The sequence below is a fragment of the Methylobacterium sp. CM6257 genome (assembly GCF_054611515.1).
The window spans coordinates 81,140-103,170 of the sequence record NZ_CM137735.1 but is presented as its reverse complement, the minus strand read 5'-3'; the positions used below and the strand labels follow the sequence as shown (position 1 = coordinate 103,170).

General features: G+C 67.9%; 32 protein-coding genes and 3 pseudogenes. 20 read left to right on the top strand and 15 right to left on the bottom strand.

Annotated elements, in window-relative coordinates; all coding sequences use genetic code 11:
* The 7 genes from ACYCO6_RS00520 to ACYCO6_RS00490 form a co-directional block, all read right to left on the bottom strand.
* Nucleotides 1-585: an MT-A70 family methyltransferase gene (locus ACYCO6_RS00520; RefSeq protein WP_459768406.1), complete on the bottom strand. Its 585-nt coding sequence runs from the start codon at nucleotides 583-585 to the stop codon at nucleotides 1-3.
* Nucleotides 582-1,097: a hypothetical protein gene (locus ACYCO6_RS00515; RefSeq protein WP_459768405.1), complete on the bottom strand. Its 516-nt coding sequence runs from the start codon at nucleotides 1,095-1,097 to the stop codon at nucleotides 582-584. Before ACYCO6_RS00515 ends, ACYCO6_RS00520 begins: the two co-directional genes overlap by 4 nt.
* 3 nt (nucleotides 1,098-1,100) lie before the next feature.
* The gene (locus tag ACYCO6_RS00510) at nucleotides 1,101-1,502 is read right to left on the bottom strand and encodes a hypothetical protein (RefSeq protein ID WP_459768404.1); all 402 of its coding nucleotides are present in this window, start codon (nucleotides 1,500-1,502) and stop codon (nucleotides 1,101-1,103) included.
* A 75-nt stretch (nucleotides 1,503-1,577) separates the two neighbouring features.
* Nucleotides 1,578-1,790, bottom strand: coding sequence for a hypothetical protein (locus ACYCO6_RS00505; RefSeq protein ID WP_459768403.1), 213 nt, complete (start codon nucleotides 1,788-1,790; stop codon nucleotides 1,578-1,580).
* Nucleotides 1,787-2,218, bottom strand: coding sequence for a hypothetical protein (locus ACYCO6_RS00500; protein ID WP_459768402.1), 432 nt, complete (start codon nucleotides 2,216-2,218; stop codon nucleotides 1,787-1,789). The genes ACYCO6_RS00505 and ACYCO6_RS00500 overlap by 4 nt, the downstream gene beginning before the upstream one ends.
* A 451-nt stretch (nucleotides 2,219-2,669) precedes the next feature.
* On the bottom strand, nucleotides 2,670-2,813 hold the full coding sequence (locus tag ACYCO6_RS00495) for a hypothetical protein (protein WP_459768401.1): 144 nt from the start codon (nucleotides 2,811-2,813) through the stop codon (nucleotides 2,670-2,672).
* A complete protein-coding gene (locus ACYCO6_RS00490; protein ID WP_459768400.1) occupies nucleotides 2,813-3,073 on the bottom strand; it encodes a hypothetical protein in 261 nt (86 codons plus the stop codon). Before ACYCO6_RS00490 ends, ACYCO6_RS00495 begins: the two co-directional genes overlap by 1 nt.
* 64 nt (nucleotides 3,074-3,137) lie before the next feature.
* On the opposite strand from ACYCO6_RS00490, the gene ACYCO6_RS00485 reads away from it, so the two are divergent.
* The 8 genes from ACYCO6_RS00485 to ACYCO6_RS00450 all read left to right on the top strand — a co-directional run bounded on the left by ACYCO6_RS00485 (nucleotide 3,138) and on the right by ACYCO6_RS00450 (nucleotide 7,069).
* The gene (locus ACYCO6_RS00485) at nucleotides 3,138-3,746 is read left to right on the top strand and encodes a S24 family peptidase (protein ID WP_459768399.1); all 609 of its coding nucleotides are present in this window, start codon (nucleotides 3,138-3,140) and stop codon (nucleotides 3,744-3,746) included.
* 497 nt (nucleotides 3,747-4,243) lie between these two features.
* Nucleotides 4,244-4,405, top strand: a complete 162-nt coding sequence (locus tag ACYCO6_RS00480) for a hypothetical protein (RefSeq protein ID WP_459768398.1) — start codon at nucleotides 4,244-4,246, stop codon at nucleotides 4,403-4,405.
* Complete coding sequence (locus tag ACYCO6_RS00475) at nucleotides 4,405-4,752, top strand: YdaS family helix-turn-helix protein (protein ID WP_459768397.1); 348 nt, start codon at nucleotides 4,405-4,407, stop codon at nucleotides 4,750-4,752. Before ACYCO6_RS00480 ends, ACYCO6_RS00475 begins: the two co-directional genes overlap by 1 nt.
* Nucleotides 4,752-4,952 carry a hypothetical protein gene (locus tag ACYCO6_RS00470; RefSeq protein ID WP_459768396.1) on the top strand — a complete coding sequence of 67 codons (201 nt, stop codon included), beginning with the start codon at nucleotides 4,752-4,754 and terminating at the stop codon, nucleotides 4,950-4,952. The genes ACYCO6_RS00475 and ACYCO6_RS00470 overlap by 1 nt, the downstream gene beginning before the upstream one ends.
* Nucleotides 4,952-5,323: a hypothetical protein gene (locus tag ACYCO6_RS00465; protein ID WP_459768395.1), complete on the top strand. Its 372-nt coding sequence runs from the start codon at nucleotides 4,952-4,954 to the stop codon at nucleotides 5,321-5,323. Before ACYCO6_RS00470 ends, ACYCO6_RS00465 begins: the two co-directional genes overlap by 1 nt.
* 71 nt (nucleotides 5,324-5,394) lie before the next feature.
* Nucleotides 5,395-5,697: a hypothetical protein gene (locus tag ACYCO6_RS00460; RefSeq protein ID WP_459768394.1), complete on the top strand. Its 303-nt coding sequence runs from the start codon at nucleotides 5,395-5,397 to the stop codon at nucleotides 5,695-5,697.
* Between the two features lie 5 nt (nucleotides 5,698-5,702).
* Complete coding sequence (locus ACYCO6_RS00455; RefSeq protein ID WP_459768393.1) at nucleotides 5,703-6,425, top strand: lambda exonuclease family protein; 723 nt, start codon at nucleotides 5,703-5,705, stop codon at nucleotides 6,423-6,425.
* Entirely contained in the window at nucleotides 6,422-7,069 is a 648-nt protein-coding gene (locus tag ACYCO6_RS00450; RefSeq protein ID WP_459768392.1) for a hypothetical protein, read from the top strand. Before ACYCO6_RS00455 ends, ACYCO6_RS00450 begins: the two co-directional genes overlap by 4 nt.
* A gap of 254 nt (nucleotides 7,070-7,323) precedes the next feature.
* On the opposite strand, the gene ACYCO6_RS00445 is transcribed toward ACYCO6_RS00450, so the two are convergent.
* The 3 genes from ACYCO6_RS00445 to ACYCO6_RS00435 form a co-directional block, all read right to left on the bottom strand.
* A complete protein-coding gene (locus ACYCO6_RS00445) occupies nucleotides 7,324-7,596 on the bottom strand; it encodes a hypothetical protein (RefSeq protein WP_459768391.1) in 273 nt (90 codons plus the stop codon).
* A 96-nt stretch (nucleotides 7,597-7,692) separates the two neighbouring features.
* A complete protein-coding gene (locus tag ACYCO6_RS00440; RefSeq protein ID WP_459773387.1) occupies nucleotides 7,693-8,100 on the bottom strand; it encodes a DUF1488 family protein in 408 nt (135 codons plus the stop codon).
* 52 nt (nucleotides 8,101-8,152) lie between these two features.
* Nucleotides 8,153-8,470 carry a hypothetical protein gene (locus ACYCO6_RS00435; protein WP_459768390.1) on the bottom strand — a complete coding sequence of 106 codons (318 nt, stop codon included), beginning with the start codon at nucleotides 8,468-8,470 and terminating at the stop codon, nucleotides 8,153-8,155.
* A gap of 133 nt (nucleotides 8,471-8,603) precedes the next feature.
* Here ACYCO6_RS00435 and ACYCO6_RS00430 point away from each other — a divergent pair, with 133 nt between their 5' ends.
* Genes ACYCO6_RS00430 through ACYCO6_RS00420 form a run of 3 tightly spaced genes read left to right on the top strand, consistent with a single transcriptional unit; the run spans nucleotide 8,604 to nucleotide 9,432 of the window.
* Complete coding sequence (locus ACYCO6_RS00430) at nucleotides 8,604-8,813, top strand: hypothetical protein (protein ID WP_459768389.1); 210 nt, start codon at nucleotides 8,604-8,606, stop codon at nucleotides 8,811-8,813.
* On the top strand, nucleotides 8,810-9,217 hold the full coding sequence (locus ACYCO6_RS00425; protein ID WP_459768388.1) for a hypothetical protein: 408 nt from the start codon (nucleotides 8,810-8,812) through the stop codon (nucleotides 9,215-9,217). The genes ACYCO6_RS00430 and ACYCO6_RS00425 overlap by 4 nt, the downstream gene beginning before the upstream one ends.
* Complete coding sequence (locus ACYCO6_RS00420; RefSeq protein ID WP_459768387.1) at nucleotides 9,214-9,432, top strand: hypothetical protein; 219 nt, start codon at nucleotides 9,214-9,216, stop codon at nucleotides 9,430-9,432. Before ACYCO6_RS00425 ends, ACYCO6_RS00420 begins: the two co-directional genes overlap by 4 nt.
* Before the next feature lie 77 nt (nucleotides 9,433-9,509).
* Here the strand turns inward: ACYCO6_RS00420 and ACYCO6_RS00415 are convergent, their stop codons facing one another.
* A complete protein-coding gene (locus ACYCO6_RS00415; protein WP_459768386.1) occupies nucleotides 9,510-9,797 on the bottom strand; it encodes a hypothetical protein in 288 nt (95 codons plus the stop codon).
* Between the two features lie 159 nt (nucleotides 9,798-9,956).
* Nucleotides 9,957-10,208, bottom strand: coding sequence for a PilZ domain-containing protein (locus ACYCO6_RS00410; protein WP_459768385.1), 252 nt, complete (start codon nucleotides 10,206-10,208; stop codon nucleotides 9,957-9,959).
* 190 nt (nucleotides 10,209-10,398) lie between these two features.
* On the opposite strand from ACYCO6_RS00410, the pseudogene ACYCO6_RS00405 reads away from it, so the two are divergent.
* The 5 genes and pseudogenes from ACYCO6_RS00405 to ACYCO6_RS00385 all read left to right on the top strand — a co-directional run.
* Nucleotides 10,399-10,566 (top strand): annotated as a pseudogene (locus ACYCO6_RS00405) (helix-turn-helix domain-containing protein); the annotation flags it as partial.
* Nucleotides 10,567-10,586: 20 nt separating this feature from the next.
* Entirely contained in the window at nucleotides 10,587-11,705 is a 1,119-nt protein-coding gene (locus ACYCO6_RS00400) for a tyrosine-type recombinase/integrase (protein WP_459768384.1), read from the top strand.
* A gap of 462 nt (nucleotides 11,706-12,167) precedes the next feature.
* Nucleotides 12,168-12,875, top strand: a complete 708-nt coding sequence (locus tag ACYCO6_RS00395; RefSeq protein ID WP_459773385.1) for a glutathione S-transferase N-terminal domain-containing protein — start codon at nucleotides 12,168-12,170, stop codon at nucleotides 12,873-12,875.
* 7 nt (nucleotides 12,876-12,882) lie between these two features.
* Complete coding sequence (locus ACYCO6_RS00390; protein WP_459768383.1) at nucleotides 12,883-13,464, top strand: NUDIX domain-containing protein; 582 nt, start codon at nucleotides 12,883-12,885, stop codon at nucleotides 13,462-13,464.
* Nucleotides 13,455-14,375: an inositol monophosphatase family protein gene (locus tag ACYCO6_RS00385; RefSeq protein WP_459768382.1), complete on the top strand. Its 921-nt coding sequence runs from the start codon at nucleotides 13,455-13,457 to the stop codon at nucleotides 14,373-14,375. Before ACYCO6_RS00390 ends, ACYCO6_RS00385 begins: the two co-directional genes overlap by 10 nt.
* A 267-nt stretch (nucleotides 14,376-14,642) precedes the next feature.
* On the opposite strand, the gene clpB is transcribed toward ACYCO6_RS00385, so the two are convergent.
* Complete coding sequence (gene clpB / locus ACYCO6_RS00380) at nucleotides 14,643-17,267, bottom strand: ATP-dependent chaperone ClpB (protein WP_459768381.1); 2,625 nt, start codon at nucleotides 17,265-17,267, stop codon at nucleotides 14,643-14,645.
* A gap of 199 nt (nucleotides 17,268-17,466) precedes the next feature.
* Between clpB and ACYCO6_RS00375 the strand changes: the two genes are divergently transcribed.
* Entirely contained in the window at nucleotides 17,467-18,237 is a 771-nt protein-coding gene (locus ACYCO6_RS00375) for an MOSC domain-containing protein (protein WP_459768380.1), read from the top strand.
* 166 nt (nucleotides 18,238-18,403) lie between these two features.
* Here ACYCO6_RS00375 and ACYCO6_RS00370 read toward each other — a convergent pair whose 3' ends face one another.
* Nucleotides 18,404-18,997, bottom strand: coding sequence for a c-type cytochrome (locus ACYCO6_RS00370; RefSeq protein WP_459768379.1), 594 nt, complete (start codon nucleotides 18,995-18,997; stop codon nucleotides 18,404-18,406).
* Nucleotides 18,997-20,271, bottom strand: a complete 1,275-nt coding sequence (locus ACYCO6_RS00365) for a PQQ-dependent sugar dehydrogenase (protein ID WP_459768378.1) — start codon at nucleotides 20,269-20,271, stop codon at nucleotides 18,997-18,999. Before ACYCO6_RS00365 ends, ACYCO6_RS00370 begins: the two co-directional genes overlap by 1 nt.
* 499 nt (nucleotides 20,272-20,770) lie before the next feature.
* Here ACYCO6_RS00365 and ACYCO6_RS00360 point away from each other — a divergent pair, with 499 nt between their 5' ends.
* The 3 genes and pseudogenes from ACYCO6_RS00360 to ACYCO6_RS00350 all read left to right on the top strand — a co-directional run.
* Nucleotides 20,771-21,424, top strand: coding sequence for a protein-L-isoaspartate O-methyltransferase family protein (locus ACYCO6_RS00360; protein WP_459768377.1), 654 nt, complete (start codon nucleotides 20,771-20,773; stop codon nucleotides 21,422-21,424).
* 200 nt (nucleotides 21,425-21,624) lie between these two features.
* Nucleotides 21,625-21,717 (top strand): annotated as a pseudogene (locus ACYCO6_RS00355) (hypothetical protein); the annotation flags it as partial.
* 49 nt (nucleotides 21,718-21,766) lie between these two features.
* Nucleotides 21,767-21,958 (top strand): annotated as a pseudogene (locus ACYCO6_RS00350) (L,D-transpeptidase family protein); the annotation flags it as partial.
* Nucleotides 21,959-22,031 lie beyond the last annotated feature (73 nt).

Here is a 22,031-nt window from a genome sequence, read left to right as displayed (position 1 = left end):
CTACTCGGCGGGCAGGAGGACGGGAGCGGTGTCGAACTTGCCGGTCTCCAGACCCCAAGCTTCCCAGCCCAGGCGGGACTCGCGCGAGAACAGGTCAGCGCGGCGGAGCGCGCCCGGCATCAGCGCTTCGGCGGCGGCGTAGGCCTCGTCAGGCTTGCGGCTGTGCTCGCGGGCTGGGGCCATGATCACGCTGCGCACCGCCCGGCCAGAACGCGGCCGACCGAACTTGCCGATCAGGAATGGCTCGGAGGCGCTGCGCAGCACGTAGCCAGTGCCGAAGGCGAGCTTCCCGCCCGAGGTGGTCTTCACCCACGTCCCGGCAGTGGTGAACGTGAAGCCCCACGCGGCCATGACGTCGAGCGCCTGAGGCAGCATCGGGTTCGTGGCCCAGAGCCACAGAAATGCGTCACCGCGGGCGAGCTGCGCGACTGGGAGCGCCTTGATCTCATCGAGCGGCATGCAGGCGTACTGCGCCTGCGCGCTCTTCACCTCGCCCTTCACAGACCGAAGCGCGAAGGCCCACGGCGGGTCCGCCATGATCATGTCGAAGCCGAAGGGCTGCAGGCGACTGAAGGGCCAGGTCACGCAGCCCTCCCGCCCAGCGCGCCGAGGGCGAACCGCTTACCGTGCTGCGGCGCTTTCTCGTGGACGGCGCAGGCCCAGAGGCCGAGCGCATCAGCCGCGTTGTCATCCTTCGGCGTCCAGCCGTGACGGCGGGCCGCCTCGATCATCGCGGCTTTGTCTGCGCGGCCGCTGCCGCCGAAGAACTTCTTGACGCTCTGGAGGTGGTGCTCGGCGCAGCGGACCTCGCGAAGCCGGCAGACGAACTCGGTGTGCCACGCGAGCCCCATGAGCTTGCGGGCAGTGGCCGGCGTCGTGGCCCCGGCCAGGATCGGCGCCTCGAACACGACCAGCGCCGGGTTCTCCAGCGTGATCATGTCGAGGAGCCACTCGTTGTAGGCGTCGGCGAAGCGGCCGATGTCCTCGCCCGTCGAGGGCAGCACCTTGGTGCCGTAACGCGGCTCCCCATCAGGCGAGCCGACGGCCCAGCCCAGACGGGTGGCGAGATCGAGAGCGAGGATCGTCGGCAGCGGCATGGCTCAGTGCGCCAGCTGCTTGACGCCGCCCTTCAGGCGCCGGCTGTTCTCGGCAGCCTGGTCGTCGGCTTGAGCGGCTGCACCCTGCGCAGTGCGGCGGGCAGCCTCGTCGCCCTCGTCGAACAGGTCCGCCTGCGGCCCGAGGTCGAGCTTCTCCACGTAGTCGTTGAGCGACCGCAGGAAGTCGGCCCGCTTGTCGTCCTCCATGTGCTTCAGCGACAGGACCAGCTTAAACGCCTTGCGGTTGATGCCATGGACATCCTCGGCATCCTTGACCGCGGCGCCGAGCTCGCCCCGAGCCTCGTCCATGTCGGCCTTCATGCCGTCGCACTTCGCGATGAGCGACTTCAGCACCTCAGGATGGATGCCGGGCTTCTGCTTGGCGTTCTTGAGCTTCTCGGCCATCGCGGGCCTCCGAGTCGCGCGGGGACGCCCCGCGTGGGCGGGCTTTTCAGCCGGGGAAGAGAATGATGAGGAGCATCACGGCCGGCGCTCCCGGGTGTCGCTGCGCGGATCGTGGTCGCGGTCCCAGAGGCGCGGATCCCACTCGCGGGCACGGTCCTGACAGGTGCGCGAGGCGCGCAGCACCGCACGGGCGCCAGCCGTGAAGATGTCGGCGATCCAGAGCAGGCCCTGAGCGATGTCGTGCAGCGCCGATGCGAGGCCGCGAGCGAGCGTGGCGGCAATTATCATCGGCCGGCCCGCAATTCGGCGATCTCGCGCTGCTTCTCTTCGACCTGGCGCTCCAGGCGCGCCTGCCGACACACCAGCGCGGCCTCGCGCAGGCTGTCCGGCGAGGCATCCGGGTTCACGAACACGAAGAGCTCAGGCCCGTAGACCTCGATCAGGCGGTGGTAGGCATTGCCGGCCGGTGACGAGGCGCCCTCCAGCCACTTTGCCACCGTGCGCGCCGAGATCGTGGTTTCGGCCTCGACGCAGGCGGCCGTCTTCTGCGGATGGATCGACCGCAGGAACCCGGCGATACGGGCCCCGAAAATCTTGGGTTCGAGTACCCCAATGTTTCGCAGAACAGACCCAGACGTTCGCATGCTCTTCCCCGATGCTGTGTGCATCGGGGAAGGCGCCGAGGAAGCGATCGACATGGAGGTGGCAGCCGACATCAGCAGGCTCCATGGTGGAACAAGCGGCATCCAGCCGAAGGGATCAGCAGATGCAGAGGGATGCGGTACGCAAAACAATCATCCGCATTTACAGGCGCGCGCACGTCATCGACTTGGCGGAAGAGCGACGTGTGCGCGCAAAGGGCGACCCCGCGATGGGTCCGAGTCAGGGATGCGTCGCGGGGCGCTCGAACCTCGACGGACCGCCCGGGGCCGAGGTGAGCTGAAAGGGTGCCGGGGCTACCTCGGCCCATGCCCGGCTGACGGTTTCCGCTCGGGCGGTTGGCAGGCTCATTCCCGCGCCGGTCCCGGTCGAGGTCGGATGCGCCGCAGCGCGAAAGGGAGACACCCGCCCCCATCGGGGGGCTGCTGGTCAGCCGGGTGCCCACCTGCGACGGACTGAAGTGGCGCTTCGGCGCCCGCCGCGGATCGGGGAAGAGGTTGGCGGCGCTCATACGAGCACCAGGACGAGCGCGACGCCGAACGTCGTGGCGATGAGCGGGACCAGCCCGCGGCACCAGAGCACCGCGGCCAGCCCCACGGCCGCAGAGCAGCCGAGCATCAGATGAAGGAGCGTTGCGAGTGCGGCCGGCATCAGGCGGCTTCCGGCTCAACTGGCGTCAGGCGCTCCTGCGGAATGTGCGCCTGCACCAGAACATCGTTGTCAATCGCGATGCCGTGCGCACGCGCGTGCTCCACGATCCGCGGCCAATAGACGAGAGGGATCGATCCGCGCTGGCGCATGTCGCTACCGCGGGCCCCAGGGTTCTTCGTGAATCCGCAGATACGACCGAAGGCAGTCGAGCCACCCAGCGCATCAATGATTGCAATCACGGATTCCATGGCGGTCGGCACGCTACGCCCTATGCGTAGCAGATGTCAACGCACGATGCGTAATGCAATATGCGAAGCGCCGAACATGGATTCGATCGCTGAGCGCCTGCAGTATCTGCGCAAGAAGGCTGGGTTCACCACGGCAACCGAGGCTGCGAGAGCTTTCGGCTGGGCTGTCCCGACCTATCTGGGCCATGAGAACGGCGATCGGAACCCAAGTCGCGAGACAGCGAAGCGGTATGCTACCGCCTTCAAGACGCGCTGGGAGTGGATCCTGGAAGGCGGCCCCCGTTTGGACGCCCCAAAGGATGACACGGTGCCAATCGTGGGCGATGTCGGCGCTGGTGCGCAGATCATCTTCAGCGGCGAGCCGCAGGGTGGATATGATCGAGCGCCGCGGCCGCCCGGCTCCTCTCCCAACACGGTCGCAGCCCGCGTGAGAGGGGACTCGATGCCAGGCCTCGCCGAGGACGACTGGCTGATCTACTACGACGAGCGTGTCAGAGGGCTGCCCGATGAGTGGATCGGCCAGCTCTGCGTCGTCTGGGTATCCGAAGACCGAGTCTACGTGAAAAAGGTCTACCGGGGCCGCGACGGCAGATCGTATCTCCTTGTCTCGACAGGAGGATTGCCGCCGATGGAGGTCGATGAGATCGAGTGGTCCGCCAAGGTGGCGTGGATCAAGCCGCGCTAATAATCGTCCGTATCCGGCACCTCGCCGATCCGCGCCAGGAATGTAGGTTCCGCGTATTCATCGGCACTGCTAGGCCCTGGTCGGGAATATGCGAGCGCGCCAACCGCTTTATTTTCGCAGACGAGACGTTCAGCCAAGCGCTTTGCCGCTTCTGCGCTTGGACACTGCCTGATTGGACCCGCGGATAACGTGCCGCGTCCTCCGCGCATGAACGGCTGTACAGCGTGATACTGCATGTGAGCCATCGCTTACCTTGTTAGCGCTCCGATGACCAAAGCGTCGTCCGAAAAATAGAACATAACAAGAACGAATCTACGCCTCACCGCCGGTTTCGAAAATCACACGACTCCACCGTGGGTTGGGCTGTGTGGGGGTGTGGACAACGCATTTCGCGAAGCCGTAGACCACCAATTGCCGTGGCTACGCAATATGCGTTGACAATAGCTACGCACGATGCGTAGTATGCGCCCATCGCTACCGCCGCGATGGAGCGCCCCGTGCTCAACGCCGTCGACCTCTACCTCTCGACCGCCGGCTGCGCTGAGCTGGTCGCCTACGCCTCGCTCGGCATCCTGACCGTCGGCCTCGGACCCTGGTTCGCTGCAGATCTGCTCGAGCACGCGTGGGCTGTTCGCGCCGCCTCGCGGGGTGCGCGCTGATGGCCGCTCGTCCTCGCCCTCGCTTTGCCTCGACCGCCCAGGCCATGCGCGCCTCGGCAGCCCTGCATCGCGCCATCGCTTCCGCCGGCGGCGCTGCTCGGCTCGCCCCACGCCTTGGCATCCGGATCACCGCGATTCCGGCCTGGACGTTCTGCCCAGCGCAGCACGTCGATGGCGTCGCGGCGGCATCCGGGGTCGCCAAGCACGACCTCCGACCTGACCTATTTCCGCGTCCCGGCGCTTCGGCGCGCGAGCTGACAGCTGACGAGGCAGCAGCGGCGCACCTCGCCGCCGGCGCGCACTTCGCCCGGACTGGCCGCTGCCTCTCTGCCGAGGAGGCACGCTGATGGCCTGCTCCGCCGCCGACTACTGGATCGTCCCGCTCGACGGCTACCTGGCCGTCCGTAGCGCTCGCGGGATGGAGGCCGAGGGCTTCGACTGCCGCGCCGCTGCTCGCCACTGGATCGAGGAGCGCCAGGCCGAGGACGCCGACGAGGTGGCTTCGCTCGCCGACTTCGAGGCCCAGCGCTTCCTGGAGGCTGCGTGATGTCGGCCGCTCAGTCCCTTCCGCGCGAGGAGCTGCTGCTTGGCGGCGCGCGCGTCGGTTGCTTGCCACTCTCTCTGACCAAGTGGCGCGGCCACTCGAAGCGCATCTACGTCGCCGGCATCTACCTGCCGCGGGACATCGAGGCTGACGACTTGGTCGATGCGGTGGTGATTGCCGTCCGCCGCGACGGCAGCGGTAACTCGAACGGCCTCGCGCAGCCCGTGCGCGTCGCGCTGTGCCCGGACGCGGCAACCGCCCGCGCCTTCCTGGCCGTCCTGCCGAAGGCGGTCACCGAGCTTCACCTGCATCGAACCGAGCCGGACGCGAAGGAGCGCGCCTCCATCCTCGCCGACCTCCAGCCGGAGTTCTGATCGGTGACCTTCCCGCCCTTCTCCGAGGCCGAGGTCGTCATGGCCCGCGCCTTCTTACGACGGGTCTGACCATGCAGATCGCCAACAACTTCGCGCGCCGCATGGCGCTCCTTGGCAAGCCCGGGCCGTACCGGGCGAGCTACTCCAATCCGGGCGCCATCGTCGACCGCGCCGACCACATCGTCGAGATCATCTGTCCCGACATCCCGGGCGCCGCCACCCGTTGCGACGCGGCCGAGATCACCGCGCTGGCGCTGAACCGGCTCTGCGGATTCCCGGCCCTCGAGGACCAGCTCGACCCCGCGCACATCGCGGCGGTGCGGACCGAGAGCGCGCGGTTCGCCGCGCAGGCCGGGCAGCAGGCGGCGGAGTAAGCGCGATGGCCCTGCTCGCCCCCGACACCATCGAGCGCCCGTCCACGGTGCGCCTCCACGCCGATCTCTACCAGGGCACGGACGAGTGGATCGCGGCCCGCTGCGGGATGCTGACCGCCAGTGAGATGTCACTGATCCTCACGCCGACCTTCAAGGCGGCCAAGAACGAGAAGGAGCGCTCGCACCTCTACGAGCTGCTCGCCCAGCGGATCACCGGCTTTGTCGAGCCCCGCTTCGTCAGCGACGACATGCTCCGCGGCCAGGATGACGAGGTCGAGGCCCTCGCGCTCTACGCCAAGCACTACACGCCCACCGAGCACGTCGGATTCATCACCAACGACCGCTGGGGCTTCACGCTCGGCTACTCGCCGGACGCGCTCGTCGGTCGCGACGGGCTCGTCGAGTGCAAGTCGCGCCGGCAGAAGTACCAGGTCGAGACCTTCCTGGTGCACGTCATCGAGGGCACGATCCCGAGCGATTACCTGCTCCAGATCCAGACCGGCCTCCTCGTCTCCGAGCGACGGTGGTGTGACCTCGTCTCTTATTCCGGCGGGCTGCCGCTGGCCGTGATCCGCGCCTACCCGGACGAGACTGTCCAGAGGGCAATCGTCGAGGCGGCCGGCGACTTCGAGCGGCGCATCCGGGAGGCGATGGACCGCTACCGCGCCGCTGTCGCGACCTCCCGCGCCATCCCGACCAAGCGTATTCCCCGGGAGATCCAGCTGTGACGGACCTTTCGCAGACCATCGCGCCCAAAAGCGATCAGCTCAACGCGGACGACCTGATCGGCGGCCCGCGCACCATCAAGGTCACGCGGGTGTCCGCGATGAAGGAGCCTGACCAGCCGATCGCGGTCTACTTCGAGGGCGACGGTGGCAAGCCCTACAAGCCGTGCAAGTCTATGCGCCGCGTGCTCGTGCGCGTGTGGGGCATCGACGGCGCCGCCTACGCCGGCCGGCGGATGACGCTCTACCGCGACGATGCCGTCCAGTTCGGCGGCGCGGCGGTCGGCGGGATCCGGATTAGCCACGTCTCCCACATCACCCAAGCCGTCACGATGCCGCTCACGGTCACCCGGGCGAGCCGCAAGCCTTTCACGGTCAAGCCGCTGCCTGAGGGGCGCGATCAGGGGGCGGATAAGTCTGCGCCCCCCAAGCCGACGCTGCTTGGCGTGGCGCGCGAGAAGGCGAAGGCCGGCCGGGACACTTTTGAGGCGTGGCACGATCGCCTCAAACCGCAACAGGTTCAGGCGCTCCGGGAGATCGAGGGTGAGCTCGACCGGCTGATGGACGAAGCCGACACGCGCGACGACGGCCCACCCCTGGACGACGACTTCCCCGGCTTCGCGCCGGCCACCGAGGAGGCCGCCTGACCATGTGCATGGCCTGCCTCAACCATTGCTGCGCATCCGGCGAGACCGACCGCTGCGGCTACGACGGCTGCTTCGAGCCGGACTGTTGGAGCGAGGACGCCGAGGCGGTCGACTTCAGCGGCGTGATGCGCGGCGACGTGCGGAGTATGAGCGCGCTTCTTACCGATACCGCCTCGCCGCCGAGCCCGCACCAATTGCGGCGGAGTAGGGCGATGCGCTCAGATCAGTCGCGCCCTCTATGCCATGGGGCCCGCCTACATGCGCGGTGGAGGCGCGACCTCATCCGCGCCGCCGGGCACCTCGTCGTCCACCCCGCCGGACGCACCGACCGCCGGTCCTGGACGGTAGGCATCAAGCGCCACGTAGGCCTCCGTATCGGTCAGGCCGACCCTCTCCATATCGGTCAGGAGCGCCAGGATGTCCCCGTCGACCGGCTCGCCGGCTTCTTTGCGTGCGATGAGGCTGTTGACCATCGCCATGTCGCCGCACGGTTCGCTGCCGGATTCGTTCGTGTCGGTGAAGGCCATGTCCGCTCTCTCGTGGGATGTCCCCCGGACTTAGGGCGCTGCGATTGGCCCGGCCACGTCTGGTCTGGAGGCGCTGCTCAGAGCCCGGCCGCGTTCTCAGCCGAAATCCGTGTCGTCCAGCTCAACGACGTCTCCGGGCGCCCCATCGAGATCGTACTTCAAGCTCGCAGCCTCTTCGATCTCGGTCCGATTTTTCAGGAAGAGGTCGAGTGGGTCGAATGCGCCAGCGCCCGGGTGGAAGATGTCGCGCAGCCCGTCGATCGAGACGCGGCACGGGATGACCTTGCCGTCGGTCACCATCCCAAAGCGGTCAGTCACCATCCCAAAGCGCACGTGCGCGAGGGTCTCCTGGTCGATGACCGGCTGGCCCGCCTGGTAGCTCTCCAGCGGCATGAAGCTCGTCCAATCTATGAGCATCTGCATCGCGCCGCTCCGTCCGCCGGTCAAGCGGTCACAATCACCCTTTTCGCCGCGGAGTAGGGGCATGGCCAAGTCCAGCACCATCACGCGCGAGGGCGCCGACGCCGCAGCGGAGTGCGACCACGCACGATCGGCGTTATTGAACGTTGCGCGGTGCTATCGAGCGCGCTGCTTCAAACAAAGCCCGCAGCTTTTCAGCCGCACACAGCACGATGTCGGGGGGCGCGTCCGCGAAGGAGTGCTCGGCAATAAAGCTCTCCAGCGCTTCCTCGATCCGGTTTTCGATCTCATCCATCACAGCGAGGCCGGCCGGACCCTCGCGACCCAAATGGGCGTCCGCAAGCATCAGATAGGCTGCGCTGACGAGGAGGAAGGCGATCCCATTCGCCTCTTGCGCAGGATCGGAATACGGGTCGCTGTCGGGTTCATCGCCGTCCGCGACCTCGTCCGACATCGACCAGTCTCCGCATGCCACACTCCTCTCGCTCTAGGGCGGTCGCGGCGGGGTATTGCCTACGGCAAAGAGCGAATTGCTTGCGTCCATTTGAGCTACGCAAAACAACTGCCTTCGCGACGGGAGGCTGCCCGTGGCTGACCAGACCTTCACCGCCGCCGACCTCGCCGACTGCGCCGAGCGCGAGGTCCGCCAACGGCAGCGCGCGTACCCAGGATGGATTGAGGCTGGCCGCATGACCCAGCAACTGGCCGACGGCCAGACCGCGCTCGTGCAGGCGATCGCGCGCAAGCTCCGTGCGGAGGCCGATGCCGAGCGCGCGAAGGGGGATCTGTTTGGATGAAAGGCACGGTCGTGATCCTCAAGACTGCCGGCACGACGCGCCTCGTCCTCATCATAGGCGGCTATGCGCTGAAGATCGCACGCCATCATCGCGGGCTGCGCTGCAACCGTTTCGAAGCTCGGATCTGGGCCGAGGCGACGTGGGAGCGGAAGGCGATGCTCTGCCCGGTACTGGCCTGCTGGGCCAACGGACTGTTCCTCCTGATGCTGGCCGCTAAGCCGCTCAGCGAAGAGGAAGCGGAGAAGCATCGGCAGGACGACACCTTCCCGGACTGGGATTACCTGCCGGGCGGGGAGGAATGCCCGTTCGAATACAAAGCTTCCGACTGGGGGAAGTTGGGCAGCCGCTTGGTCGCTGTCGACTACTCCGCGCCGGCTCTCCTCGAGGAAGTGGGGAAGCCATGATCGGACGCACCTACCTCGAAGCGGGCTCGCCCGTGCGCATCCTGATCCGCTGGGGCAAGACCGGCGCCGGGTCCACCGCGCCCATCAGCAAACTCGACGGATTTGCCTGGGGCCAGCGCCGCGCACCGCACAACGTCCTCATCGAACGCCAGGACGGCACCAGGGTCGTCCGGCCGCTCCGAGACCTACGCAAGCTCCCGGAGCCCCGCCTATGAGCACCGCTGACCAGAGCACCGCGGCGCCGGCTCCGGATGCACCGAACAGAGGTGAAACGGCAGGGCGGGGCCTGCTCTCAAGCTGCGTCCGCCATTCGCGGATCAAATTTGCCTTCCTCGCGGATCAGCTCCCTCACCCGCAAAGCTATGGCGGCGATGAGATCGGGGCGGGTTCGACCGGCCTCGGTTTCCAGCCAGACCTGGAACAACGCCCATGCAAAGCGTTGCTCCAGGGTGGCGAGGAACTTCTTCGCTTCGGTCGCGCCGCCGCGCTGTACTGCGGCAGCGAACTCGATGAGGGTTTCCCCCATCAGGTAGGCCGTGAGTCGCTCCACCACCACGGCATTGCTGCTTTCGGCATCCACGGCGAAACTCCACACGCTACACCGTCATCGAAAACTCCTTTCTTGGCGCCTCCGTTCGCTACTCCCTTCGACGACGGCCTTTACCACCAGCTCCCTCCCGCCCCGGCCGACGCGCTCGACATCGCTGCGATGGAGGTGCGCCATGGGTGACCGCAGCGCTCAGATGACGAACTTCACCCCAATCTTCCGGTCCTCGCGCCAGACCACCTCGCAGAGCTGGTTGAGCGATAGTCCCGTCGAGATCAAACGAAATTCTTCCGGAGGGTTAGTGCCGGGCTCCACCTCGATCATCGCTCCGGATCTAGCGATATCCCAAACGAGGCAGTCGCAGCATTCTTGCGGATCGCCAAAAGCTAACCGCCCTTCCTTTAGGGCGTGCCCGCGCGGCTCACTTCTGCGGTCTTCGGCCACTGTTCGCCTCCGGAGCGCCCGAAATCAGACTAACGGCCAAGGTAATAGGCCCGGATTTGTTTTCGGGACTGTTTCCGACGCGGGCGACGCGCTCGAGATCGCGGGGTCGGCATGAGCTCGGGGTATGATTGGAAGCACGGCGGACTTGTCCCAGCGCGCGACGCTGGGCTGAAGGCGCAGGGAGGGGGCAGTGAGTGAGCACCTGCTGACGCCGGCCCAGGCGGCCGAGCGCCTGGGCATCTGCACCCGGACCCTGCGCGCTCTCGTATCCGACGGCGCCCTGCCCTTCATCGTGACCGGCCGCGGCTTGCAGCGCCAACACCGGATGTTTCACCCTGACGACCTCGCGGCGTTCGTCGAGGCTCGGAGGAAGCATGAATGTCCACCCACAAGCCAACAGGTCGACCGTTCTACCTCTACGATTTCTGGCTGCAGGGTCATCGATTTCACGGCACCACGAAGTGCGCCTCGAAGCGTGATGCCGACCTCTTCGAGAAAGCCAAAAGGAAAGAGGCCGCCGACGAGCTTAAGGCCGCCGCGGCGCTCGGCCGGCAGCCCATGACGTTCGGTGTCGCGGCGACGCGTTATTGGGACGAGGTCGGTCAGTTCGCGGCGACACAAGACGACATCTGGCGAACCCTCGCTTGGCTGCAGCAGGAAATCAGCAGCACGCGCAAGCTGGCGACCATCAACGACAGCATCGTGATTCGGCTGAAGACCGCGCGCCGGCAGGAGACGACGAGGCAGGGCAAGACGGTCAGCCCCGCAACCGTGAACCGCACCCTTGAGGTTCTGCGCAGCATCATTGCCCGGGCCGGCAAGCTCTGGCAGGAACCAGTCGCGCCAATCGACTGGCGGCGGCACATGATGAAGGAGCCGGAGGAGCGCGTCCGCGAGCTGCGGGCCGACGAAGAGGCGGCCATGTTCGAGGCGCTGCGTCCGGACTATCACGCGATCGTTAGGTTCGCGCTTCTCACCGGCTGCCGGCTGAACGAGTGCGTGACCCTCCGATGGAAGGACGTCGACTGGGGCGGCCGTCAGATCTGGATCCTCGGCAAGGGCAACAAGCTGGCCCCGATTCCGCTGCCGCCAACTGTACGAGAATTGCTCTGGCCGCTTCAGAGCGAGCACGAGGAATTCGTGTTCACCTACGTGGCTGAGCGCACGCGCGGCGGTCGGCGCCACGGGCAGCGCTACCCGATCACATACGAGGGTCTGAAGACCGCGTTCCGGCGCGACGTGAAGCCCGTGGTCCCTGGCTATCGGTTCCACGACAACCGGCACACGGCCGCGACGCGGGTGCTACGGGCCTGCGGCAACCTGAAGGTCGCGCAGAAGATGCTTCGGCACGCCGACATCTCGACGACTGCCAAGTACGCGCACGTGATGCACGAGGACGTGCTTGACGCGATGGAAAAGGCAGCAAAAACAGGGTCGGTGACAAAAAGTCCCGACGAAAATCCCAACGAGGCTATTTCGAAAGAGGCAAAAGCCTAACAGCGGCAGAAGCTTAGAGGGTGTCGGACCGGCGGGTCCCAAACCAGGTGCGCTACCAGACTGCGCCACACCCCGACTGCCCTGACGGCAACAATGCCGTAGCGTTTCCGCCGTTCCGCCGCAAGGCGGCACGGCCGCGCGCGCCGCATCGGTACCGGCCGTACAGCACGGGCCCGCCGCGCACCCGCCAGCCGGATCCACATCGGAACGCCGCCGCTTCGCCAACATTTGTCAGACAAATATGCCGACGCTAACGATGGGCCCGGGACGGGGGCCGGGTCTCCAGCACGTGCACCAACGCTTTCCGCCATCGGGGGGTGGAGCGTGAAGCGAATCGGGACGCTGCGCTGGGGAATCCTGGCCCTCGTCGCCCGCCGGAGCATCGCGGCGGGATTCGCGCTTGACCGGAGCGTCGCGCCGACCCACTTCCCGTCCGCCGGGGGCATAGCGGGACACCAGCCGATGATCGATCTTTACTACTGGCCGACACCGAATGGCCACAAGATCACGATGTTCCTTGAGGAAGCCGGCCTTCCCTACCGGATACATCCGGTTAATATTGGCAAGGGTGAACAATTCAACCCGGATTTTCTCAAGATCGCTCCGAACAACCGCATGCCGGCGATCGTGGACGACGAGCCGACGGGCGGCGGCGCACCAGTCTCGCTGTTCGAATCGGGCGCGATCCTGCTCTATCTCGCCGAGAAGACCGGGCGCTTCATCCCGGCGGACCTGCGCGGCCGGGCCGAAGTGCTGCAATGGCTGTTCTGGCAGATGGGCGGTCTCGGGCCGATGCTCGGCCAGAACCACCACTTCTCGCAATATGCGCCGGAGAAGATCGACTACGCGATCAAGCGCTACGTCAACGAGACCAACCGGCTCTACGGCGTCCTCGACCGGCGGCTGGCCGACCGCGCCTTCGTCGCCGGCTCGGACTACTCCATCGCCGACATGGCCTGCTATCCCTGGATCGTGCCGTGGGAGAAGCAGGGCCAGAACCTCGACGATCACCCGAACCTGAAGCGCTGGTTCACGGCGATCGCCGAGCGGCCCGCCACCAAGGCTGCCTATGCCCGCGCCCCCGAGGTCAACCCCGACTACGGCAAGACCATGAGCGAGGACGCCAAGAAGGTGATGTTCGGCCAGACCGCCGCCAACACCAAGCGCTGATCTGCCGATGTCCGAGACACCGGCTGCCCTGCCCCTGCGGGTGATCCACCGGGGCTGGAACACGTTCGGCATCGCTACGCTGACGCTGCCGGACGGCGGCACGGTGGAGCGGGCGCTGGAGGATCACGGCGGCGCAGTCTGCGTGCTGCCCTACGACCCCGAGCGGCGCGTGGCGCTGCTCGTGCGGCAGGCACGGGTCGGCCCGGCCTTCTGGGGCGAGCCGGCCGCGTTCGACGAGGCTCCGGCCGGTGGCCTCGACGGCGGCGAGCCCGAGGCGACCGCGATCCGCGAGGCCCTGGAGGAGACGGGCGTGCGCCTGGAGCGGCTGGAGTCCGTGGCGCACGCCTACAGTATGCCCAGCGTCTCCTCCGAGCGCCTCTGGCTCTATCTCGCCCCCTACCGGCAGGTCGATCGGATCGGTCCCGGCGGTGGGCTTCACGAGGAGGGCGAGCAGGTGTTGGTCCTGGAAGTCCCGCTCGCCGAGCTGGCCGACGCGGCCCGGTCCGGCCGGCTGCCCGATCTCAAGACCCTGGCGCTGGTGCAGGCGCTGATGCTGCGTCGTCCGGATCTGTTCTCCGCATGTCCGTAACGCCCGAAGCGTCCGCGCAGGATGTCCTCACACGCATGCTCGCCTTCGCCGAGGAGGCGGCGCCGCTCGCGCTCCGGATGCGCGCGTTCGGCCTGGACATGACCAACAAGGGGCCCGACCTCGGCCAAGCGCTCACGGAAGCCGACCTGGCCATCAGCCGACTTCTGCACGACCGGTTCGGCCCGGACCTGATCGAGGAGGAAACGGCGGAAGACCTGGGTCACGCGGCGGCCGGGGCGATGCTCGCCCGGGACGCCTGGACCTTCGTGGCCGACCCGATCGACGGGACCCGACCCTTCGCGGGCGGCCTGTCCGGCTGGGGCGTGATGGTGGCGGCCTGTCGGTCGGGCTGGCCCCGGGCCTGCGTCATGAGCCTGCCCGCCTGGAACGAGGATCGTTCCGGGCCGGCCCGCATCGAAACCGCGGAGGCGGCCGCGGGGATCCTGTTGGCGGCGTGCAAGGGCCGGGCCTTCTGGGCGCCGACACGGGGTGGCCGTCGCACGCAGGCGCTGCGGCGGCTCGAACGGCCTGCACGGCGCACCGGCCATGTCGGCTGGCTCTCCGTCACGGCGCAGCGCTACACCCTGGATTACGGGCGGGGCTGGTTCCCCTGGAGCGAGGGCGGAGCGATCTCGGACGCGGCCCTCCTAGCCACCGGCCGCATCGACGCGACCCTGAGCAACAACAGGCTCTGGGACCTGGGTCCGATCCTTCCTCTATTCGAGGCGCTCGGCTTCCGCCTGTTCCATTGGCCGGACCTCGGCGATCCGCCGGCCGCCTTCGTCGACCTGTTCGATGCGGAACTGTCGGCCCACGACGATCTCTGGCTGGTGTGCCGGGACCGCGATCAGGCGGCCGACCTCGCGGCCGCGATCCACCCCTGTGGCTCGGCGGCGCATTCCGGGGCGTGATCACGGCCAGCTCGTCCCACCCGCGTCCTTATCCTGAGGTGCGTTCGCGCAGCGGACGCCGCGAAGGACAGTTCCGGCTATCACTGCGCTGTCTGGAGGGATTCTTCGAGGCCCGCTGTCGCGGCGCCTCAGGATGAGGCGGTGGGTTCGAGCGACCGAAAAGCCCCATTGCCGTCGGCCTGACCTGTGATGTCGTGATGACCCGAAACGGAAGGGGCGGCGCACCGCCTCGCGGTGCGCCGCCCCTTTGCGTGTCCGTCGGATCGATCAGTTCAGGGTCGCGTTGACCGGACGGCGCTCGGCCCCGACCGTGACGTCGCCGATCATCAGGCCCATCGGACCCAAACGGACCGGCACCGTCTCGCCGTCGTGGATCTTGCCGGACAGGACCAGCTCGGCCAGCGGATCCTGGACGTTCTTCTGGATCACCCGCTTCAGTGGCCGCGCCCCGTAGGCCGGGTCGTAGCCCTTGTCGGCGAGCCAGTTCTTGGCGTCCTCGTCCACGTCGAGGGTGATCTTGCGATCATCCAGCAGCTTCTGCAGGCGTCCGAGCTGGATCTCCACGATTGCCCCCATCTCCGACCGCGCGAGGCGGTGGAACAGGATGATCTCGTCGACCCGGTTCAGGAATTCCGGCCGGAAGTGGCTCCGCACCACGCCCATCACCTCGTCGCGGACCGCGTCGGTGTCCTGACCCGCGGGCTGGTTCACCAGATACTCGGCCCCGAGATTCGAGGTCATGATCAGCAGCGTGTTGCGGAAGTCCACCGTCCGCCCCTGCCCGTCCGTGAGCCGCCCGTCGTCGAGCACCTGCAGAAGGACGTTGAACACGTCCGGATGCGCCTTCTCGACCTCGTCGAACAGCACGACCTGGTAGGGCCGCCGCCGCACGGCTTCGGTGAGGGCGCCGCCCTCCTCGTAGCCGACATAGCCCGGAGGCGCGCCGATGAGGCGGGCGACCGCGTGCTTCTCCATGTACTCGGACATGTCGATGCGCACGAGCGCCGTGTCGTCGTCGAACAGGAAGCCGGCGAGCGCCTTGGTCAGCTCGGTCTTGCCGACGCCCGTGGGCCCGAGGAACATGAACGAGCCGATCGGCCGGTTCGGGTCCTGCAGTCCGGCGCGGGCGCGCCGAACCGCGGTCGAGACCGCCTCCACCGCCTCGCGCTGGCCGACGACGCGCTTCGACAGCGCCTCCTCCATGGCCAGCAGCTTCTCGCGCTCACCCTCCAGCATCTTGTCGACTGGCACGCCGGTCCAGCGGGAGACCACCGCGGCGACGTGGGCGGGCGTGACCGCCTCCTCCATCATCGCGTCGCGACCGTTCTCCGCCTTCGCCTCGATCTCGGCGAGCTGCTTCTCCAGGCCCGGGATGACGCCGTAGGCGAGCTCGCCGGCGCGCTGGTACTGGCCCTGGCGCTGCGCCGCGGCCAGCTCGTTGCGGGCCTCGTCGAGCTTCTTCTTGAGGCCGGCAGCCGTGCCGAGCTTGTCCTTCTCGGCCTTCCACCGCGCGGTGATCGCCGCCGAGCGCTCCTCCAAGTCGCCGAGCTCCTTCTCCAGCCGGACCAGCCGGTCGCGGGATGCGGAGTCGGTTTCCTTCTTGAGCGCCTCGGCCTCGATCTTCAGCCGGACGATCTCCCGGTCGATGTTGTCGAGCTCCTCGGGCTTCGAATCAACCTGCATGCGCAGGCGCGAGCCGGCTTCATCCACCAAATCGATCGCCTTGTCGGGCAGGAAGCGGTCGGTGATGTAGCGGTTCGAGAGCGTCGCGGCCGCCACCAGGGCGGAGTCCTGGATGCGCACGCCGTGGTGCTGCTCGTACTTCTCCTTCAGGCCGCGCAGGATCGAGACCGTGTCCTCCACGGTCGGCTCCGACACGAAGACCGGCTGGAAGCGCCGGGCCAGAGCCGCGTCCTTCTCGACGTGCTTGCGGTACTCGTCCAGCGTCGTCGCGCCGACGCAGTGCAGCTCACCCCGGGCAAGCGCGGGCTTCAGGAGGTTCGAGGCGTCCATGGCCCCGTCGGCCTTCCCGGCGCCGACCAGCGTGTGCATCTCGTCGATGAACAGGATGATGCCACCCTCAGCCGCGGTGACCTCGGAGAGGACGCCCTTCAGCCGCTCCTCGAATTCGCCCCGATACTTCGCGCCGGCGATCAGCGCGCCCATGTCGAGGGCGAGCAGGCTCTTATCCCGAAGGCTCTCCGGCACGTCGCCATTGACGATGCGCAGCGCCAGACCCTCGACGATCGCGGTCTTGCCGACGCCAGGCTCGCCGATGAGCACCGGATTGTTCTTGGTGCGCCGGGACAGGACCTGGATGGTCCGCCGGATCTCCTCGTCGCGGCCGATCACCGGGTCGAGCTTGCCGTCCCGGGCGGCCTCGGTGAGGTCGCGGGCATACTTCTTCAGCGCGTCGTAGGCGTTCTCGGCCGAGGCGTTGTCGGCGGTGCGCCCCTTGCGGAGCGCGTTGATGGCGGCGTTCAGCGAGGCGGGGGTTACACCCGCGGCCTGAAGTGCGCGGCCGGCTTCGGAATCCTTCTCGACCGCGAGGGCTAGGAGCAGGCGCTCGACCGTCACGTAGGAATCGCCCGCCTTCTCGGCGGCCTTCTCGGCGGTGTCGAACAGGCGCATCAGCTCGCGCGTCGCCTGCGGGGCGGCCGCGTTGCCGGAGACCTTGGGCTGCTTGGCGAGCCACTGCTCCGTCTGGGCCAGCGCCACGCGCGACTGACCGCCCGCGCGGTCGATCAGGCCGGCGCAGAGGCCCTCCGGATCGTCGAGCAGCACCTTGAGCAGGTGCCCCGGCTGGAGCTGGGGATGTCCCTCGCGCATCGCGAGGTTCTGAGCCGCCTGCACGAAGCCGCGGGCGCGCTCGGTGTATTTTTCGAAATTCATGCACAACCCTCCCGTACCGGCATCCGCCGCCCGATGAGAGGCGCGGCGCCACCGAAACGTCGCCCTCCGGCACTCCGCCGCGCGAGGGCCCCGGCGCCGTTGACGGCCGCCGGTAGACCCGATGTGGTGTTGCAATTGAGCACCACAAGGGGCGGCGAAGCTCTTGCGCGACGGATCAATTCAGGGCCACGCTCCGCGCATGACCGCATTGATTCATGTCAGCGCCCTCTATCGCTATCCGGTGAAGGGCTTGAGCCCCGAACCCGTCGAGCGGGCGGAGCTCGAGACCAGCGGCTTTTTTCCGGGCGACCGGCTCTACGCCATCGAGAACGGCCCGTCGGGCTTCAACGCCGTGGCGCCCCGGCATCAGCCCAAGACCAAGTACCTGATGCTCATGCGCGACGAGGCGCTGGCCCGCCTGCGCACCCGCTACGACGACGCCACGGCGACGCTCACGGTGGAGGGCCATGGCGAGCCGGCGGGCTTCCGCCTCGACACTGAGGCCGGGCGCGCCGGGCTGGCGGACCTGATGCGGCGGTTCATTCCCGAGAGCCTCCGGGGGGAGCCGAAGGTGCTCGCGGCGCCGCCGCAATACCGGTTCACGGATTCACCCACCGGCTACGTCTCGCTGATCAACCGGGCGAGCGTGGCGGCCGTGGAGGATTACCTCGGTGCGCCCGTCGATCCGCTGCGCTTCCGCGGCAACCTGCTGGTCGACGGGCTCACGCCCTTCGCCGAGCTGGAGATGGTGGGACGGGTCATCGAGGCGCCGAGCGGCCTGCGGCTCAAGATCACCAAGCGCACGGTGCGCTGCGCCGCCACCAATGTCGACCCGGCGAGCGGAATTCGCGACTGCGACATCCCCTGGACTCTCGACGCGCGGCTCGGCCACCGCGACCTCGGCGTCTATGCCGAGGTGATCGCCGGTGGGGCGCTCGCGAAGGGCGACGCGCTGCGGGTGGTGGGCTGACGGGCGGGTCACTCCAACCCAATCCCGTCATCCTGAGGTGCGAGGGCAGCGAGCCTCGAGGAGGGCTCCGGGGAGCGCGCGACCAGCTGGAGCCATTCTTCGCGACGGCCGCTTCGCGACCGCACCTCAGGATGTGGGCGAAGATGGGAGAAGCCGCCAACGATCCTCAGAGCCGCGATACGTAGGCCGCCAAGTCCTTGATGTCGGCCTCGCTCAGCTCCTGCGCCACCTCGTTCATGGCGGGATCGTAGCCGGGCCGGCTGTTCGATTTGTAGCCGGCGAGCGCCTTGGCGAGGTACTCCTCGCGCTGCGCCCGGATCCGCGGGATCGCGTCCCGACCGGCGAGGTCCGGACCGTGGCAGGAGGTGCACTGGTGCTTGGCGACGAGTGCCTGCGCCCGCGACGCGACGGCGGGGTCGGCGGGCGGCCCTGACGAAGCGGGCGCCGGCAGCGCCGCAACCGCGTCGGCATAGGCGCGCAGATCGTCGTCGGAGAACCCCGCGGCGACCTCGTTCATGGGCGGCGCTTCGCGCTGCTTCTCCCGGAACTGGAACAGCTGCGTGACGATGTAATCCGGGAGCTGGCCGCCGAGCGAGGGGACGCCCTCGCTCTGCGAGGTTCCCTTCCCGTGACAGCCGATGCAGGGTGCGATCCGCTCCTGCATCGCAGCATCGGGCGCGGCGAGAGCCGCACCCGCCAGAAGCGCGCCGAGGGTCAGCGCGAGCCCCCGGATCACGCGTGTCCGCGACGGACGGCGCATCACTTGCCGTAGCTGACGCGATAGATCGCGCCGTTGTAGTCGTCCGAGACGAGGAGCGATCCATCCTGTGCGACCAGCACGTCGACCGGGCGCCCGACATACTTGTTGTCCTGCAGAAACCCGGTCAGGAACGGCTCCACCGAGGTGATCTTCCCGTCCGGACCGGCCTTGGCCACCGCTACGTCACCACCGAGTTTGTGCGTGCGGTTCCAGGAGCCATGCTGGGCGATGAAGATCGCATTCCTGTAGGCCTCCGGGAACTGCGTGCCGGTGTAGAACCGCATGCCGAGCGAGGCCGTATGCGGTCCGAGCAAGGCGGCCGGTGCGGTGAATTCCGCGCAGGAATGGCCCCAGCCGTATTCCGGATCGGTGAACGTGCCCTGATGGCAGAACGGGTAGCCGAAATGCTGCTTGCCCGGCTCCGAGAGCACGTTGAGCTCGTCGTTCGGGATGTCCTCCGAGACCCAGTCGCGGCCGTTGTCGGTGAACCAGAGCTGCTTGGTCTTCGGGTTCCAGTCGAAGCCGACCGTGTTGCGCACGCCCCGGGCGATGACCTCGGCGTTCTTTCCGTCGAGGTCGATCCGGCGGATCTGCGCGTGGGTGTCCGGCGGCATCAGGATGTTGCCGGGCGAGCCGACCGGCACGTAGAGCTTTTTGTCCGGACCGATGGCGATGAATTTCCAGCCATGGGCCTCGTCCTTGGGCAGGTCGTCGTAGACGAGGGTCGGCTTCTCCGGGCTGTCGAGATGCTTCGCGATATCGTCGTAGCGCCAGATCTTGGACAGTTCGGCGACGTAGAGCGCGCCGTCGTGGAACGCGACGCCGTTCGGCCGATGGAGGCCCGATGCGATGGTCTTGACCTCGCGTTTGCCATTCGCGTCGGCCTTCGGGAGCACCGCGTAGACCTTGCCCACGGTCCGGGTGCCGACGAACAGCGTGCCGTCCGGCGCCTGGGTCATCGAGCGGGCATTGGCCAAGCCGCTGGCATAGACCTCTATCTTGAAGCCCTCAGGAACCTTCAGCTGGTCGAGCGGCAGCTTGGCAGCGGAGGTGGCGAGGGGCGGTCCTGCGACAGGCGCGAGTTTGGCCGCCGCGCCGCCTTCGGGGCGGCCGTACAGCGCCGATCCGCGATCGACTTGCACGGTGGGCGGCGGCGCCGCAGAGGCCGGCGTCTCCTGGGCGAGGGACACTCGTGGGCCGATGGCCCCGAGGCCCAGGCAGGCGAGCGCGGCAGCGAGCCCGCGCGACAGGGACGGCTTGATGGCTGGCGTCATGGTCTCTCCCGATGCGGACGGCGCGTCGGGCCACCCGCTTGTTCTGAACTCATTATTCAACGATCCGGCGCCGCGCGCGACCTATTTGTTCGGGACGGTGGCAACAGCGCGGGGCCAGCGTAACGCGGCGCCGGATTACGGAAGCGGCGACGCCGTGCCGTCGCGCTCCATGAGCCGGCCCGATCTCTCCTGCGAGCGGCGCGGCCATCCGCGCCTGTTCGGCCCGATACGACCACCCTCAGCAAGGACGTGCCCCGCTTCGCCTCCAGTGACACAGCCCGCCGGCGGAACCGGCCGGCGCCGGGGATCGAACCGTGGTCCGCCGGCTCGCAGGGGCGAGAATTGCGGACGGAGGTTGTCGGTCGTCGTCACCTTGCGTTTTGGCGACCGATCTCCGAAAACGCCCCCGTCCGGAAAGCTTAGGCTTGGCCGGGGCTTCCGGCCAAGCGCCGGGTCCCGGCCGGCGCGGCGTTCCGATCCGGTTCGGGGACACGTATCGATGATCGATTACGCGCAGGCGCGGCGGATGATGGTCGACTGCCAGTTGCGGACATTCGACGTGAATGACACGGCGGTGCTCGAAGCGTTCGACACCGTGCCGCGGGAGACCTTCGTACCCAAGGGCCGCGAGCCCTTCGCGTATATCGATCAGACTCTCAGGCTCGGAGAGGCGGGTGACGAAACCCGCTGCCTGCCGGCACCTATGGTCCTGGCCCGGATGATCCAGGCCCTGAAGATCCGCCCGGGCATCACGGCCCTCGATGTCGCCAGCGGCTCCGGCTACGGGGCGGCGATCATGGCCCATCTCGGCGCCGAGGTGACGGCGCTCGAATCGGTTCCGGAACTCGTCGAGACCGCGCGCGCCCGGCTCGGGACCGCCGCCCGGGTCGTAGAGGGTCCGATCGCGGCGGGCGCCCCCAAGCAGGCGCCCTTCGACGCGATCCTGATCAACGGTCGCGTGGAAGTGAGACCGCAGGCCCTGCTGGACCAGCTGAAAGACGACGGCCGACTCGTCTGCGTGATGGGTCCCCACCGCAATGCCCAGGTGACGCTGTTCGTGCGCGCAGGGAACGCCTTCGGGTCGCGCCCGCTCTTCGATGCCTCCCTCCCGGTCCTGGACGCCTTCGCGGCTGAAGCGGGGTTCGCGTTCTGAGGGCCTGATCCGGCAAGGGGCACAGGTGCTCTCACGCGCCGCGCCCTGCGCCGACGGCAGGCGCAAAGGGATTCGGCGCGGCAACCGCCCAGAGCCCCATCTTGAATCGCCCCACGGCGATAGCCACCCGCCGCCAAGAGCGGCGACGCGAAGTTGCCGAACTGCCTCAAGCGATCCTGGCCAGGCATCCGACAGAGACCGTGTCCATTGCCTGGGACAAGGCCAGCACGCACGAGGACGACGAGGTCGAAGCCGTGTTGCGCGGCGCCGCTGGCCGCCTCGTTCTGCTGTACCTTCCGACCGACAGCCCATGGCTGAACCCGATCGAGATGCTCTGGCGCCAGTTCCGCCGCCCAGCCGGTGCCGGTCTATTGGACCTACATCACCGCTTGGTCGGCCCCGGACGGCAACGGGTAGTTCCGCGACGACATCTACAAGCGCGACGGCGTGAACGTGACCTCGACGATCGGCGCGCCGACCCCGGTGGCCAGCGCCGAGCCGATGTCGCGGACCTTCGAGGCCGGCGACGAGGAGCAGGCGACCCGCCGGCCGATCCGTCTGGACCGGCGCATCCGAAGCCCGCATCTCACCCGAGGTGCGGGCTTCG

Bases quoted from the DNA above. Each gene is read 5' to 3' on its own strand.
- ACYCO6_RS00455 (WP_459768393.1), top strand. From the start codon at position 5,703: ATGGCCCTGCTCGCCCCCGACACCATCGAGCGCCCGTCCACGGTGCGC.
- ACYCO6_RS00440 (WP_459773387.1), bottom strand. From the start codon at position 8,100: ATGGTGCTGGACTTGGCCATGCCCCTACTCCGCGGCGAAAAGGGTGAT.
- ACYCO6_RS00425 (WP_459768388.1), top strand. From the start codon at position 8,810: ATGAAAGGCACGGTCGTGATCCTCAAGACTGCCGGCACGACGCGCCTC.
- ACYCO6_RS00470 (WP_459768396.1), top strand. From the start codon at position 4,752: ATGGCCTGCTCCGCCGCCGACTACTGGATCGTCCCGCTCGACGGCTAC.
- ACYCO6_RS00360 (WP_459768377.1), top strand. From the start codon at position 20,771: ATGATCGATTACGCGCAGGCGCGGCGGATGATGGTCGACTGCCAGTTG.
- ACYCO6_RS00510 (WP_459768404.1), bottom strand. From the start codon at position 1,502: ATGGCCGAGAAGCTCAAGAACGCCAAGCAGAAGCCCGGCATCCATCCT.
- ACYCO6_RS00385 (WP_459768382.1), top strand. From the start codon at position 13,455: ATGTCCGTAACGCCCGAAGCGTCCGCGCAGGATGTCCTCACACGCATG.
- ACYCO6_RS00485 (WP_459768399.1), top strand. From the start codon at position 3,138: ATGGATTCGATCGCTGAGCGCCTGCAGTATCTGCGCAAGAAGGCTGGG.
- ACYCO6_RS00465 (WP_459768395.1), top strand. From the start codon at position 4,952: ATGTCGGCCGCTCAGTCCCTTCCGCGCGAGGAGCTGCTGCTTGGCGGC.
- ACYCO6_RS00395 (WP_459773385.1), top strand. From the start codon at position 12,168: ATGATCGATCTTTACTACTGGCCGACACCGAATGGCCACAAGATCACG.
- ACYCO6_RS00435 (WP_459768390.1), bottom strand. From the start codon at position 8,470: ATGTCGGACGAGGTCGCGGACGGCGATGAACCCGACAGCGACCCGTAT.
- ACYCO6_RS00505 (WP_459768403.1), bottom strand. From the start codon at position 1,790: ATGATAATTGCCGCCACGCTCGCTCGCGGCCTCGCATCGGCGCTGCAC.
- ACYCO6_RS00365 (WP_459768378.1), bottom strand. From the start codon at position 20,271: ATGACGCCAGCCATCAAGCCGTCCCTGTCGCGCGGGCTCGCTGCCGCG.
- ACYCO6_RS00400 (WP_459768384.1), top strand. From the start codon at position 10,587: ATGTCCACCCACAAGCCAACAGGTCGACCGTTCTACCTCTACGATTTC.
- ACYCO6_RS00515 (WP_459768405.1), bottom strand. From the start codon at position 1,097: ATGCCGCTGCCGACGATCCTCGCTCTCGATCTCGCCACCCGTCTGGGC.
- ACYCO6_RS00420 (WP_459768387.1), top strand. From the start codon at position 9,214: ATGATCGGACGCACCTACCTCGAAGCGGGCTCGCCCGTGCGCATCCTG.
- ACYCO6_RS00500 (WP_459768402.1), bottom strand. From the start codon at position 2,218: ATGTCGGCTGCCACCTCCATGTCGATCGCTTCCTCGGCGCCTTCCCCG.
- ACYCO6_RS00390 (WP_459768383.1), top strand. From the start codon at position 12,883: ATGTCCGAGACACCGGCTGCCCTGCCCCTGCGGGTGATCCACCGGGGC.
- ACYCO6_RS00495 (WP_459768401.1), bottom strand. From the start codon at position 2,813: ATGCCGGCCGCACTCGCAACGCTCCTTCATCTGATGCTCGGCTGCTCT.
- clpB (WP_459768381.1), bottom strand. From the start codon at position 17,267: ATGAATTTCGAAAAATACACCGAGCGCGCCCGCGGCTTCGTGCAGGCG.
- ACYCO6_RS00475 (WP_459768397.1), top strand. From the start codon at position 4,405: ATGGCCGCTCGTCCTCGCCCTCGCTTTGCCTCGACCGCCCAGGCCATG.
- ACYCO6_RS00370 (WP_459768379.1), bottom strand. From the start codon at position 18,997: ATGCGCCGTCCGTCGCGGACACGCGTGATCCGGGGGCTCGCGCTGACC.
- ACYCO6_RS00375 (WP_459768380.1), top strand. From the start codon at position 17,467: ATGACCGCATTGATTCATGTCAGCGCCCTCTATCGCTATCCGGTGAAG.
- ACYCO6_RS00445 (WP_459768391.1), bottom strand. From the start codon at position 7,596: ATGGCCTTCACCGACACGAACGAATCCGGCAGCGAACCGTGCGGCGAC.
- ACYCO6_RS00460 (WP_459768394.1), top strand. From the start codon at position 5,395: ATGCAGATCGCCAACAACTTCGCGCGCCGCATGGCGCTCCTTGGCAAG.